Consider the following 13,509-nt stretch of genomic DNA (forward strand, 5'->3'; position numbering starts at 1 on the left):
CGCGGGTGCCGCTGCAAACGGGTTGGTTGCCGGGAGGTACCGCCTCCACGAGGTTGTCCACCGTGAAGTGAACAGCGTCTGCTGGTATGGCGAGGACACCGAGTGCGCGCGGCCGCGATTGCTGACGCAGGCTCAACTTCCGCTCGATGGAGGGATGGACTCCTTACGCGGGACTGTCGGGCGGATCATGCGCACGTCCGAGGCCATGGGACTGCTGTGTCCCGGCGGGGTGGCGACCGTCATCGACGTCGTGGAGGAGTTCGGCACGCTGTGGACGGTCGTCGAGTGGATCGACGGCGTGCCCCTGGGTGAACTCCTCGATCAGCAGGGCGCGTTCAACTATGTACGGGCCGCTCGCATCGGGCTGGACCTCCTCGACGTGCTGGAGCTCGCGCACGGCAGGGGCATCACCCATGGCGAACTCAGCCTCGGCCAGGTGTTCGTGCGCGATCACGGTGGCGTGGTCGTCACCGGCTTCGGCCTGGCGGGCGGCGACCCCCCGGTGCGACTCGGCGCGCCGGCATACGCATCCCCGGAACAGGCACGCGGTGAGCCGTGCGGTCCGCCGGCCGACCTGTGGACACTGGGTGCGCTGCTCTACACGATGACCGAGGGGCGTCCCCCCTTCCGCGACCGCGGCCGGCCGGAGGCCACCCTCAAGGCGGTCGAGCGGCTGCCGTCGCGTTCGCCGCGGCGTGCCGGCCCGCTCGCCCAGACCATGCAGGGGCTGCTTCGCAAGGACCCCCGCGAACGGATCACCGGCCCGGTCGTCCGTGAAGCCCTCACCAGGATCGTCAGCGAGGATCCCGAGGCGGTGCAGAAGACGGATCCACGGGCACGGCTGTCGGTTCGCTTCCTCGGGGGCAAGAACCGGGGCGGACCGAACTTCGGCCGCGCGACGTTCATCGCGGCCGCGGCCGCGGTCGCCGCCGTCGCCGTGACGGTCACCGCCCTCGCCGCGACCCTCGAACGCCCCGGTGCCGATTCCGCCGATTCCGCCGAATCCGGCGCGACCGCCTCTCCCACCGCCTCCGTCGTCCCTCCCGGCGACAGGACCGACGACACCACGGCGCCGCCCCGCACCGCCGGCCCCACCGCGTCTCCCTCGGCCGGCCGCACCAAGTCCCCCTCGGCCTCCGCCCCCGCAGCCCCCGTATCCCCCTCATCCCCCTCGGCCTCCGCCACCGCGGGCCTGCCGGCCGGCTTTCGCGTCTACAAGGCACCAGAGGGCTTCGCCGTCGCCCTCCCCGAGGGCTGGAAGCGCCTCAGCACCGGCGCCGACGACCTCTCCTACCGGGTCGTCTTCGGTGCCGACGACGACCCACGGGTCCTGGCCGTCACCTACAGCACGCGCGTCGGCAAGGACCCGGTCGCCGTGTGGCGGGACGACGTCGAGCCCTCGCTGCGACAGCGGTCCGGATTCGACAGGTTGGGCGACATCCGAGCGACGACCTACCGGGGTCACAAGGCGGCCGACATGGAGTGGCTCGCCGAGTCCCAGGGCAAGCGCGTGCGCACTTTTGGCCGGGGTTTCCTCATCGGGGGCGGCCGGGGTTTCTCGATCCGCTGGACGACCCCGGCCGCCGACTGGGACAACCCGGACAATCAGCAGGCGTTGAAGACCGTACTGAAGACGTTCCGCGAGCCGTCGGACTAGATCAGAGGCCGAACGACCACCGCCACACCAGTCCCGCCCCTCGTTTCAGGGCGACCGCAGGGCCACCAGGAGTTCGGTGGCCATCCGGTGAGCGGTGGCCTCGGTCTGTTCCGCGATGCGGTGGAAGGTCTCCTGGGCCGACCGGGCCGGCCAGTCGGAGGGCAGGTGCCGGGCGGGCAGCCGTGGATCCGTACGGATGATGTCGAGCCATTCGCTGATCATGCGCAGCCGGGTGCCCAGCGGGTCGCCGGAACCGGTCTCGAGCCAGGCGCTCCAGCGCTTGTCGAAGTCGGCGTACCGGGCGCCGACGCTGTCCAGCTCCCAGGTGTCACGGATCATCAGGCCTATGTCGGTGGCCTCGCCGGCCGTGGCGTGGAAGGTCTTGACGTGGGCCGCGAGGCCGAGTTCGGAGACGAGTTCGGAGACGTCGATGTCACCGGGTGCGATCCACAGGCCGCTGTACAGGGCGCCGAAGCCCGACCAGGTGAGCCGGGAACGCAGATCGTGCCGCTGGCGCTGCCAGGACTCGGGCAGTGAGAAGCCGAGCAGCGTCCAGGTACCGTCCCAGTCGTCGTTGACCGCGCCGGTCTCCCAGAGGCGTTTCTTTCCGTCCCACAGGATCTGTGCCGCCTGTTCGGTCAGGCCGAAGTACATCCTGCGTCCCTGGCGCTGACGCTGCAGCAGACCTCGGTTGACCATGCGCGTGAAGGTGGACCGGACGGCCTGTTCCCCGACTCCGGCGCGGGCCAGCACTTCGATGATGCTGCCCGAGTACACGTATCCGGATTCCTGCTCCAGAACGTAGCCGCCGAAGAGGGCAAACATGAGCGACTGGGGGCGCAGTTGCGGTCCGGTGGGGGCTTCCTCGGCGGCCTGCGGGGTCTCGTCGTGCACGTCGGACAGGGTACGGCCGCCCGCTGGGGACCTGGCGGGCCGTCCGGGGCCGGCCCCGGTGCCGGTCGGAGGGACGGGCGAGGTCATGGGGACGGGGGTAGGGCGTGCAGCGGGCAGGTGGGGTAGGGCCGGCTCTCGCGGCGCGGGCGTTGAGGCCGTCGGGATCGGCCTCGTTCCAGGGGCCGCCGACCTGGACCGGGCCGCACAGGGGACGGCCGGGCCGCCGGGCCGCCGAGTGCGCGGGTTCTCGTGCGGGGCTTCACAGATGGAACTCCCTCTCGGTGGGGCGAGGACGCGGCGGGGCGGGCCGTGGCCACGGCCCGCCGGCGCGTGCGACCGGGGGTTTCAAGGGGGTTGCGGTGCAGGCGTCGAAGCTGTCGGAGCCTCTCTTGTCCGGAGTACTGACAGCGCGAAGATAGGTGTGTAGATTGCGGCCGTCAAGAAAGTGCACAACATTCGGATGGGCTGACGAGTCGCGACACGACAGCCGTGGTTACTCCCCACCTCTGCTGCCGCGTCGTCGCAGGTCCGCGCGTCCGGCGGCCGGGCTCCGGGAGCGTCCGACACCGAGACCGGGCCGGAACCCGACTCGGTGTCGGTCGCAGATGCGTTCCCGGAGTCCGCAGGCCGCCGCGCGACTCGTTCCGTCACCTCGGATTGTTCCCACGTTCACAGTTGCTTCCGTCAGGAGGGGCCCATGCAAAGGCGCATTCTCGGTCTTGCCGCAGTAGTGATCACGGTCGTCGGCGCGGCCGGATGCGGGTCGTCCGACTCAGGGTCGAGTGATTCGTCGCCCGCGGGCGACAGCAAGACCACTCAGGTCAAGGTCGGCATCATTCCCATCGTCGACGTGGCCCCGCTCTATCTGGGTCAGAAGAAGGGGTTCTTCAGCAGCCGCGGCATCGAACTGGAGATGGTGAGCGCCCAGGGCGGCGCGGCGATCATCCCCGGTGTGGTGAGCGACCAGTTCCAGTTCGGCTTCAGCAACACCACGTCGCTGATGATCGCCCAGGTCAAGGGCGTGCCGGTCAAGTCCGTGGTCAACGGTGCGGCCTCCAACGGCAAGGTCGGGGCCGACGTCACCGGTGTGGCGGTGAAGAAGGACAGCTCGATCAAGTCGGCCAAGGACCTCGCCGGGCAGACGGTGGCGGTGAACACCCTGCAGAACATCGGGGACACCACGGTGCGCGAGTCGGTCCGTCAGGCCGGCGGCGACCCGTCGAAGGTCAAGTTCGTGGAGATACCGTTCGACCAGATGCCGGCGGCACTGGACGACGGGCGGGTGGACGCCGCCTGGATGGGCGAGCCCGCGACGACGATCGCCAAGGGGCAGGGTGCCCGCGTCGTGGCGTCGCCGTTCGCCGAGACCGACCCGAAGCTCACCGTGGCGACGTACTTCACCTCGACCAAGCTCGCGCAACAGAACCCCGACCTGGTCAAGAAGTTCACCGCGGCCATGACCGAGTCGCTGCAGTACGCCTCCGACCACCCGGACGAGGCCCGCCAGGTCCTCACCACCTACACGAAGATCAGCGGCGACGTCCTGAAGAACCTCACCCTGCCCAGCTGGCCGGCGGAGATCGACATGGCCTCTCTGGAGAAGCTGGCCTCGCTCGGAGAGAAGGACGGCCTCTTCGGCGACAAGAAGCCCGACCTGGACGCCCTGTTCTCATGACGCGCTCCGAAATCGCCCCTGTGGTGGCGCAGACCGCCGGGACCGACACCGGTCCCGGCGGTGCCCCCGCCCTCGCCCGCGCCCACCGCATCCCGGACCGGGCCGTCACCCCGCTGCGCGGCCTGGCCGGCCTGGCCGGGCTCGTCGCGGTGCTCGAAGTGCTGCCGCACACCGGCCTGGTGTCGGCCGACTACCTGCCGCCGGCCTCGGTGACCGTACGCGCTCTGTGGCACCTGCTCGCCGAGCAGGCGTTCTGGACCGCGCTCGGCGACACCCTCACCGGTTGGGGCCTTGGCCTGGCGATCTCCGCCGTGGCGGGCGTGGTGGCCGGACTGGTCATCGGCTCCGTGCCCGTGCTGCGCGCGGTGACCGCCTCCACCATCGAGTTCCTCCGCCCCATCCCGTCCGTCGCGCTGATCCCGGTCGCGGTCCTGCTCTACGGCGCCGACCTCAGGTCGAAGCTGCTGCTCGTGGTGTACGCCTCCTTCTGGCAGGTGCTCGTCCAGGTCCTGGCCGGCATCCAGGACGTCGACCCGGTCGCGAACGACACCGCCCGCAGCTATCGGCTCGGCACCTGGGGGCGGCTGCGCCACGTGATGTGGCCCACCGCGCTGCCGTACGTGATGACGGGCGTACGGCTGGCCGCCACCGTGGCGCTGATCCTCGCGGTCACCGCCGAACTCGTCATCGGCGCACCCGGTCTCGGCCACGAGATCGCCGTCGCGCAGACCTCCGGGGCCGTGCCGCAGGTCTACGCCCTGGTCCTGGTCACCGGGCTGCTCGGCGTCGCCGTCAACCTGGTGACCCGGGCGGTCGAGCGACGGGCGCTGCACTGGCACCAGTCCGTACGCATGGAGGTGGCCGCATGACCGTCCTCACCGTCCTCCGACGCGGCCTGCTCGTTCTGGGCCTGCCCACGCTCCTCTTCGCCGTCTGGTGGTACACCACCGCCGACAGCACCGACTTCTACTTCCCGCCGCTGGCCGACATCCTGGAGAGCTTCGGGCAGGTCTGGACGGGGGAGCGGCTGCTGTCGGACGCCGTACCGAGTCTGCTGCGCCTCGCGGCCGGCTACCTCCTCGCCGTGGTCGTCGGCGTGGGACTCGGCCTGGTGGTCGGTATGCGGCGGGCCGTACGGGACGTCCTGGAACCGGTCCTCGAACTCTTCCGGGCCATCCCGCCGCCCGTGCTCGTGCCGGTGATCATGCTGTTCGCCGGCATCGGCGACACCATGAAGGTGCTCGTCATCGTCAGCGGCTGCATGTGGCCGATCCTGCTCAACACCGTCGAGGGCGTCCGCGCCGTGGACGACGTACTCAGCGACACCTGCCGGTCCTACGGCATCACCGGCACCGCCCGCCTGCGGCACCTGGTGCTGCGTGCGGCGAGCCCGCAAATCGTCACGGGCATGCGCCAGGCCCTGTCGATCGGGATCATCCTCATGGTCATCAGCGAGATGTTCGCCGCCAGCAACGGCCTGGGCTTCACGATCGTGCAGTTCCAGCGCTCGTTCGCCATCCCCGAGATGTGGAGCGGTGTCCTGCTGCTCGGCATCCTCGGCTTCCTCCTGTCCCTCCTCTTCCGATTCGCCGAGAACGGCGCCCTGGCCTGGTACCACGGCCTGCGCCGCGCTCAGCGCAATCCCTGACCGACCGACCGGACTCACTGACTGACCGTCCGCCGCGCCGGACCCGTGCACCAAGGAGGCGTCGATGCTCGACGTACGAGACCTGCAGAAGATCTACACCGGTCGGCACCGCAACGTGGAGGCGTTGCGGAGCCTCAGCTTTCACATCGACGCCGGCGAACTGGTGTGCATGGTCGGGCCGTCGGGCTGCGGCAAGACCACCCTGCTGAAGTGCATGGCGGGGCTGCTCGCCCCCACCCGGGGCGAGGTGCGCCTGGAGGGCCGGCCGGTCGCCGGGCCCCCGGCCGGCATGGCCGTCGTCTTCCAGGAGTACGGCCGCTCCCTGTTCGCCTGGATGAACGTCCGTGACAACGTCGCCCTGCCACTGCGCCGCAAGAAGCTGGGCAAGGCACGTGAGCGGGAACTCGTGGACCACGCCCTTGAGGTGGTCGGCCTGGGCGACGCCCACCAGGCCTACCCGTGGCAGCTGTCCGGAGGAATGCAGCAGCGCGTCGCCATCGCCCGCGCCGTCGCGTACGAACCGAAGGTCCTGCTCATGGACGAGCCCTTCGCGGCCGTCGACGCACAGACCCGCGCCGAACTCGAGGACCTCATCCGGCGCTTGTGGCGCGACCTGGGCGTCACCGTCCTGTTCGTCACCCACGACATCGACGAGGCGGTCTACCTCGGCCAGCGCACCATCATCCTGTCCAAGTCGCCGACCATCGTGCAGGAGGACCTCACCATCGACCTCCCCGACGAGCGCGACCAGCTGCACACCCGCTCCAGCGCCCGCTTCGCCGAACTGCGCGCCCACGTCTACGAGCAGATCCAGCGGGCCAAGCACCACAACGGCGACACGGACGCCCAAGTCATGGACCGGACACCCGAGCCGGCGCTGCAGAAGACCGAACACTGAGGGGCCGCACACGGGTGGGACGTCATCGGCTACTTCTTCCGCGCCACGTAGACGGTGTTGGTCGCGATGCCGTCCTGGAGCGGGTTGTCGAAGTCGACGACGTGGGCCTCGGGCGCGGCGAAGACCTCCGCGAGTGTGGAGGTGAACTGCGCGTCCGGCGGGTCGTTGGACCAGAGGGCGAAGACGCCGTCGGGGTGGAGGTGATCGGCAAGGGTGCGGAGCCCTGACGGCTGGTAGAGCGCTGCGTGGCGTGGATTCAGTACGTGGCGCGGCGAGTGGTCGATGTCCAGCAGGACGGCGTGGAAGCGGCGGCCCGGTGACCGCGGATCGAGGCCGACGGGATCGCCGACCGCCGCGAAGAAGTCGCCCTTGACCAGTCGGCAGCGGGGATCCGATGCCAGGCGGGCGCCAAGCGGCACCAAATGGCGCTCGTGCCAGTCGATCACCTCGCCGAGTGCCTCGACCACGATCAGGGACCGGACCCGGGAGTCGTCCAGGGCGGTCTGGGCGGTGTACCCGAGGCCGAGCCCGCCCACCGCGACGTCGAGATCGGCATCGGGCAGTTGTGCCAGTCCGAGTCGGGCCAGCGCGATCTCTCCCGCGGTGAAGAGGCTGGACATGAGGAACTCGTCCCCAAGCTTCACCTCGTACACATCGGTCTCCGACGCCGGAAACCGCCGACGCCGCAGACTGATGTCCCCCAGAGGTGTCGGGCTCCAGGCGATCTCTTCGAAGCGCGCGCTCATGCATGCACCTTTCTCTGCCCTGCTCACTGCCCTGCCACGGGTTGGGGGTTCTCCGTCCGCCACGGTTCAAGCGGCGGCGACCCGGCCTTGCTCGCCGTACGCCGAGCCGGGCGACGCGGCCTTGCTCGCCGTACGTCGAGGCCGGGTTTCGAAGCCGACGGTCGTCCCCGGCTCAGGCGTCGATGATGACGGGGATGATGAGGGGCTTGCGGCGGTAGGTCCGGAACGCCCAGGACGCCACGGCACGGGCGATGAGCTGTTCGAGCTGGTGCGCGTCGCCGACGCCCTCCTCGGCCGCGGTGGCCAACGTCTTCTCGATCACCGGGATGACCGGTTCGAAGGTGGTGTCGTCGTGGACGAATCCGCGGGCCAGGAAGTCGGGGGTCTCGGCGAGGGCTCCGGTGTCGGCGTCCACGATGGCGACCACCGTCACGACGCCTTCGTTGGCGAGGGTGAGGCGGTCCTTGAGGGAGGCCTCGGTGGCGCCGCCGACTTCCATGCCGTCCACATAGACGTTGCCCGCGGGCACCTTGCCGGTGATCGAGGCGCGGCCGTCGACGAGGTCGACGACGACACCGTCCTCGGCGATGACCACCCGGTCGGGATCGACGCCCGTACGGATCGCCAGGTCGGCGTTGGCCCGCATGTGCTTCCACTCGCCGTGCACGGGCATGACATTGCGCGGCTTGACGATGTTGTAGCAGTAGACGAGTTCACCGGCGCTGGCGTGCCCGGAGACGTGCACCTTCGCGTTGCCCTTGTGGACGACATGGGCACCCCACCGGGTCAGCCCGTTGATCACCCGGTAGATGGCACTCTCGTTGCCCGGGATCAGGGAGCTGGCGAGCAGCACCGTGTCTCCCTCGCCGATACGGATCACATGATCACGGTTGGCCATCCTGGACAGCGCGGCCATCGGCTCGCCCTGGGATCCGGTGCACACCAGAGTGATCTTGTGGTCGGGGAGCTTCTCCAGTTCCTTCATGCTGACCACGAGGCCGGACGGAACCTTCAGATAGCCCAGGTCGCGGGCGATACCCATGTTGCGGACCATCGACCGGCCCACGAAGGCGACCTTGCGGCCGTGCTGGTGAGCGGCGTCAAGGACCTGCTGGATACGGTGCACATGGCTGGCGAAGCTGGAGACGATCACGCGGCGTGGCGCGGTGCGCAGGACCTGCTCGATCGCCGGGTTCAATTCGCGCTCGGAGACGGTGAAGCCGGGCACTTCGGCGTTGGTGGAGTCGGTCAGGAAGAGGTCGACGCCCTCCTCGCCGAGGCGGGCGAAGGCGCGCAGGTCGGTGATGCGCTCGTCCAGCGGGAACTGGTCCATCTTGAAGTCGCCGGTGTGCAGCACCATTCCGGCACCGGTCCGAATCGCGACCGCGAGAGCGTCCGGGATGGAGTGGTTGACCGCCACGAACTCGCAGTTGAAGGGGCCGAACCCGCGCCGGTCGCCCTCACGTACCCGCACCGTGCGCGGCCGGATGCCGTGCTCCTTGAGCTTGGCCTCCAGGAACGCCAGCGTCAGCTTCGAGCCCACGACAGGGATGTCGGACCGCTCGCGCAGCAGATACGGCACGCCCCCGATGTGGTCCTCGTGCCCGTGGGTCAGCACCACGGCCACGACGTCGGCCAGGCGATCCCGGATCGAGGTGAAGTCCGGCAGGATCACATCCACGCCGGGCTGGGTCTCCTCGGGAAACAGCACGCCGCAGTCGACGATGAGCAGCTTGCCGGCGTACTCGAAGACGGTCATGTTGCGGCCGATCTCACCCAGGCCGCCCAGGGCGATGACCCGCAGCCCCCTTTCGGGCAGCGGCGGGGCGGCGGTCAGCTCTGGATGCGGATGGCTCATACCGTGACGTTACCGGAGAGTTGGAGGACGTGATCCATTACTGTGCGGTCTCTCTTTTCCGACGAGAGGTGTCCCTCGCAGCGAGTGCCCCGGATCGTCCCGATTACACGGAGGGTCTGCACAGCTCGCGGTGCGGCCTCCTGGCGGGCTTTGGCGCTGGTCCATTCGATGTAGAGGAACCCCCTGTGCCCTCGCCCTCTGCAGGCACTCAAGTCTGACGCGGGACAAATTCTCCGGTCGCCCCGCCCCGCCCGGCACCGCACCGTAAGCGCCTGAACGACAGCCCGGCCAGGCCCCCCGGTTTCACTCGCTGTCACGCGCACCAACTCCTTGGAGTCAGGCCGAGTGTGCGGCGCGCAGCGAGTCGGCGGAGGCACGGGTTGCGTCGGGTGCTTTCCGGCCAGTCTCCGGCGGCCACCACGGAGGGCGGTACGACCTCCGAACCGCGTTCGCCCGAGATCGAGCGCCGCCCCGGCCTCGGTCGGAGAAAGGGTGCCCATGACAACCGTCACGGGCCCGGCGATCGCTGCCGGGCTGACCCGGAGCGGGTCCGGCGACGGCCGCAAAGGTGATGGCGGGCAAGCGGGCAGGCAGGGCGACGGTCCCGCGGCGACAGTGAGAGCGGACACGCCGTGCCGTACGGACCTGGCGGCGGCCCTGTCTGCCGCCGCCCGGGGCGAGCCGGCGGCAGTCGCCCGGTTGACCTCGCTGCCCGTACGCCCGAGGAGACCGCCCTTTCCATCGCGGCGGAGATCGTCGCCGCCCGACGGGGCGGAACGGGCGCTCCACTGACCGGCTCGGGAACGCCGATGCACCGTGAGCGACTCTCTCCACGGGCACCCGCCTTCGCGGTTCGAGGAGAGACAGCGCTCGGCCACCCCCTCACAGCTACAGGTCTCGCCGCGAACGACCCGGAGAGCGTCCTGTGAAACCCGTTGAAGTGGCTGTCCGCCCGCGAGCTCCCCGGGTGGTGCCCGTCCGCTTCCCTCATTCGGCCACCGGCGCCCCCGTGACCTTCAGGCCGCGCAGCCGCCCGGTGTTGTCGAACGACCCGAAGCCCACCCGGCCGGAGGTGAGTGTCGTGTCGACCGCGGTCATCAGGGGCCTTTTCGAGCCGTCGACGTAAACCGCGATCTCACCGGTGCCGGGGCAGTGCACCACCCGCACGCTGTGCCAGGCCGCGTCCGTAATGGCCGGTGGGGCGCCGGTGGTGCCGTTCCACTGGTCCTCGATGCGGACCCGGTCGGCGTCGTTGACGACGAAGATCCCGTTGTGCGGGTAGATCGTGTTGTCCGTCGAGAGGTGGGCGTAGAGGAACTTCGTGTCGGACTGGTACCCGAACACGATGATCACGTCCCGGTTGGTGATCTCGACGGGGGTGTCGATGCGCACTTGGGCGTCGATCCGTACGGAACCGAAGGGCGGGCCCGCCGTGAGCACGGCGTACTCGAACGGACGCCGGGGGCCGGGGCGTTGGACTCCGGCCTCGGCGAGGACCACCTCGCTGCCCGGGAAACGCCACTTGGCGGGGGTGACCGGCGCCCAGTTCCGCGCGTCCATGACGTCGGTGACCCTGGCACCGTCCGTGTCGCAGGAGGCGAACTTCCGTGCCCCGGTGACCTTCCAGATCCTGCCGTTCGCCTTGGAGAGGAGATAGAGCTCGCCGTCGCCGTCACGGCCGAACCGCAGGTCGACCCGGGCGTCACCGGCCAGGTCCCGCATCGACACGCGCTCGCCGCTCTCGTCGTACAGCATGAGCTCGTACAACTGAGCCAGTTCCTCGCTGCCCCGGCGCATGTCCGACGCGTCGGCGTAGAGGAGCCGGCCGTCGACGAGGTCGCCGAAGACGTACTTGCCGCGCAGCTCGGGCACGTCATGGCCGCGGTAGACGAAGCCGCCGACGATGGCGCGTCCGACGTCCGAGGTGCAGTTCCAGCCGGCGGGCGGATCGTGGTCGTAGGCGGCCACCGGGTAGGTGTAGCCGTACTGTTCGTCGTCCTCGGGGAGCGGGAGGATGCGGGCGCAGGGGTCGGTGGCCGCCCGGTCGAACGCGAAGGCGCCCTCGCGTTCGCTCCAGCCGAGGTTGTCGCCCGCGCGCACCTCGTAGACCGACTCGATGGCGTGCTCGCCGATGTGGCCGAGGTACATCCGGTGGCGCCCGCCCGGGTCCCAGCTGAAGCGGTGCGGGTCGCGCATACCGTACGCGTAGATCTCGCCCAGTGCCTCAGGTGTGCCGGTGAACGGGTTGGCCGCCGGGATCCCGTACTTGCCGTTGGCGCTGTCGCTGCCGCGCGGGTCGATGCGCAGGATCTTGCCGTGCGGCAGCGCCAGGCTCTGCGGCTCGGTGTTCCTGGCGCCCCGGCCGCCGTCGCCGACGGCCAGGTAGAGCAGGCCGTAGTCCTTGTCGTGCGGGCGGGCGGTCGGGTTGAAGTCGATCTGCTGGATGCCGTGGATCGTGCCCGCGAATCCGATCCGCAGGAGCTCACGGCGGCTGCCGCTGAAGGTGTCGGCCGCTGGGTCGTCGGCCGTCCACTCGGTGACGACGCCGTGGTAGGCGGTGGCCGCCGCCTGCCGCATGTCGGGCTGGGCGGTGGTGTCGGAGGCACGCTCGGTGTGGACGGTGTAGAACCGGCCGTTCCGCTTGAAGGCGGGGTCGAACGTGACGAAGCCGAAGCCCTGGCCGAGACCGCTGCTGGCGAAGAACGCGGGGGCGAAGGTCGCGGCGACGTCCGCATAGACGCGCGGTGTGCCGCCGTCCTCGACCAGGTAGAGCTTGCCGTTGAGGTCGGGGACCGCCATCCGGCCTGACCCGTCCGGGAGTTCGCTCAGGTAGTTGATACGGGCGTGGCGGACCAGGCGAGGGTCGGTGACCGGTCCGGGCGTTGGCTCGGTCTTCGGGAAGGAGGCGTACTCCTCGACGGTCAGGCCGATGCCGGAGGCCGCCGGCCGCTCGGGTATGGGGTCGGTGATGGGCTCCGCCGCCTGCGCGGTGGGGGCGGGTAAGGCGACCAGGGTGGACAGCACCAGGGCGAGCAGGCTGAGTAACAGGAGCGGTCTGTGTCGGCGGTCGGTGGATCTCGGCATGGTGGTGTCACTCCTTTGTGGTCACCAGGCGGTCAGTCGGTACCGCGGGTGTGGTCACGAGTCGGTCAGTCGGTACTGCGCGCGAATCAGTTCGCCGTCCACGGCGCGGTTCAGGAACATCAGGCTGTCCATGCGGCAGTCGCAGGGGTTGGCCTCGCGCGTGTTCTGCGGGAAGCTGCCGCCGATCTTGATGCCTCTGGGGTCGGTGGGGGAGGTGCGGTGCGGGCCGGGGCCGGAAAGGTCCCAGGGGTCGCCGGGCAGTGTGTAGAAGCCGTCCAGCCGCTCGCCGTTGCGGTACAGCGCCATGGCCCCGGAGGTGAAGTCGAAGGTGGCGGCGAGGAAGACCCATTCGCCGGGCGGCAGCAGGGTGCGCCAGTCCTCGGAGGCGGCGAAGGTCTGGGAGCTCGCACCGTCGATGCGCCGTCCGAGGGCGACGAGCCGCAGTTCCCCGTCGACCTGGATGAGTTCCAGCAGAGCGCGCACCGCGTGCCCGTCGGAGTCGCCGGAGAGGACCCCGGCCAGGCCGATGGCGTTGTACAGGTCGTCCGGGTTCGCCGTGTTGGTGTTGGGGCTCGGGTTCTGGCCGGTCATCTTGAACCACCCCATGACGGTGGTCCCCTTGACCGCGTTGAAGGCGTTCAGCGTCGGCACGCCCGAGGCCGAGTACACGCCCGCCTTCCAGTCGTCGTTGCCCGCCGCGTCCGGTTCGACCTGCCGCACCTGGAGCGAGGTCCTGCTGCCGCGATGTGCGCCGTCGGCCGTGCGCATTCGCGCGCCGCCGTTGACGAGGTCGATGTCGGTGCCGGAGAAGCCGCGGTCGCGTTCCCGCGCACGGTCGCCGGGGACGGGATGCTCGAAGTCGTAGTGGGCGGCGAGGTGGGGTCTGAGACCGGGATGCACGGTGACGGCGGGTGGCGGCCGGCCGTCTTCGCGTGCCCCGGCCGGTGCTGCCGCCAGAGTCGTGAGGGCTGTGAGGAGAGCGGCGAGTGCCGCTCCCGTGTACCGTCCGCGCTCGAACATGTCGCTCGCTCCTTTGCGAGACCGCTACA

General features: G+C 69.9%; 10 protein-coding genes and 1 pseudogene. 6 read left to right on the forward strand and 5 right to left on the reverse strand.

Annotated elements, in window-relative coordinates:
- Positions 1-187 precede the first annotated feature (187 nt).
- Positions 188-1,657: a protein kinase domain-containing protein gene (locus ACTWQR_RS31570; RefSeq protein WP_443230624.1), complete on the forward strand. Its 1,470-nt coding sequence runs from the start codon at positions 188-190 to the stop codon at positions 1,655-1,657.
- A 45-nt stretch (positions 1,658-1,702) separates the two neighbouring features.
- On the opposite strand, the gene ACTWQR_RS31575 is transcribed toward ACTWQR_RS31570, so the two are convergent.
- Complete coding sequence (locus ACTWQR_RS31575; RefSeq protein WP_443230625.1) at positions 1,703-2,551, reverse strand: PaaX family transcriptional regulator; 849 nt, start codon at positions 2,549-2,551, stop codon at positions 1,703-1,705.
- A gap of 697 nt (positions 2,552-3,248) precedes the next feature.
- On the opposite strand from ACTWQR_RS31575, the gene ACTWQR_RS31580 reads away from it, so the two are divergent.
- From ACTWQR_RS31580 to ACTWQR_RS31595, 4 genes are all read left to right on the forward strand, one after another.
- Complete coding sequence (locus ACTWQR_RS31580) at positions 3,249-4,226, forward strand: ABC transporter substrate-binding protein (protein WP_443230626.1); 978 nt, start codon at positions 3,249-3,251, stop codon at positions 4,224-4,226.
- Positions 4,223-5,095: an ABC transporter permease gene (locus ACTWQR_RS31585; protein WP_443230627.1), complete on the forward strand. Its 873-nt coding sequence runs from the start codon at positions 4,223-4,225 to the stop codon at positions 5,093-5,095. Before ACTWQR_RS31580 ends, ACTWQR_RS31585 begins: the two co-directional genes overlap by 4 nt.
- On the forward strand, positions 5,092-5,874 hold the full coding sequence (locus tag ACTWQR_RS31590) for an ABC transporter permease (protein WP_443230628.1): 783 nt from the start codon (positions 5,092-5,094) through the stop codon (positions 5,872-5,874). The genes ACTWQR_RS31585 and ACTWQR_RS31590 overlap by 4 nt, the downstream gene beginning before the upstream one ends.
- A 64-nt stretch (positions 5,875-5,938) precedes the next feature.
- On the forward strand, positions 5,939-6,772 hold the full coding sequence (locus ACTWQR_RS31595) for an ABC transporter ATP-binding protein (protein WP_443230629.1): 834 nt from the start codon (positions 5,939-5,941) through the stop codon (positions 6,770-6,772).
- 29 nt (positions 6,773-6,801) lie between these two features.
- On the opposite strand, the gene ACTWQR_RS31600 is transcribed toward ACTWQR_RS31595, so the two are convergent.
- Together ACTWQR_RS31600 and ACTWQR_RS31605 are read right to left on the reverse strand one after the other, a co-directional pair.
- The gene (locus ACTWQR_RS31600) at positions 6,802-7,518 is read right to left on the reverse strand and encodes a spermidine synthase (RefSeq protein ID WP_443230630.1); all 717 of its coding nucleotides are present in this window, start codon (positions 7,516-7,518) and stop codon (positions 6,802-6,804) included.
- Positions 7,519-7,690: 172 nt separating this feature from the next.
- Entirely contained in the window at positions 7,691-9,376 is a 1,686-nt protein-coding gene (locus ACTWQR_RS31605; protein ID WP_443230631.1) for a ribonuclease J, read from the reverse strand.
- 698 nt (positions 9,377-10,074) lie between these two features.
- Between ACTWQR_RS31605 and ACTWQR_RS31610 the strand changes: the two are divergent.
- Positions 10,075-10,305, forward strand: a pseudogene (locus tag ACTWQR_RS31610) (hypothetical protein); the annotation flags it as partial.
- Between the two features lie 58 nt (positions 10,306-10,363).
- Here the strand turns inward: ACTWQR_RS31610 and ACTWQR_RS31615 are convergent.
- Together ACTWQR_RS31615 and ACTWQR_RS31620 are read right to left on the reverse strand one after the other, a co-directional pair.
- Positions 10,364-12,460: a PQQ-dependent sugar dehydrogenase gene (locus ACTWQR_RS31615; RefSeq protein WP_443230632.1), complete on the reverse strand. Its 2,097-nt coding sequence runs from the start codon at positions 12,458-12,460 to the stop codon at positions 10,364-10,366.
- 54 nt (positions 12,461-12,514) lie between these two features.
- Positions 12,515-13,480, reverse strand: coding sequence for a LamG-like jellyroll fold domain-containing protein (locus ACTWQR_RS31620; RefSeq protein ID WP_443230633.1), 966 nt, complete (start codon positions 13,478-13,480; stop codon positions 12,515-12,517).
- Positions 13,481-13,509: the final 29 nt, after the last annotated feature.

This window comes from Streptomyces sp. 2A115 (assembly GCF_052245575.1).
Classification (GTDB): Bacteria; Actinomycetota; Actinomycetes; order Streptomycetales; family Streptomycetaceae; genus Streptomyces.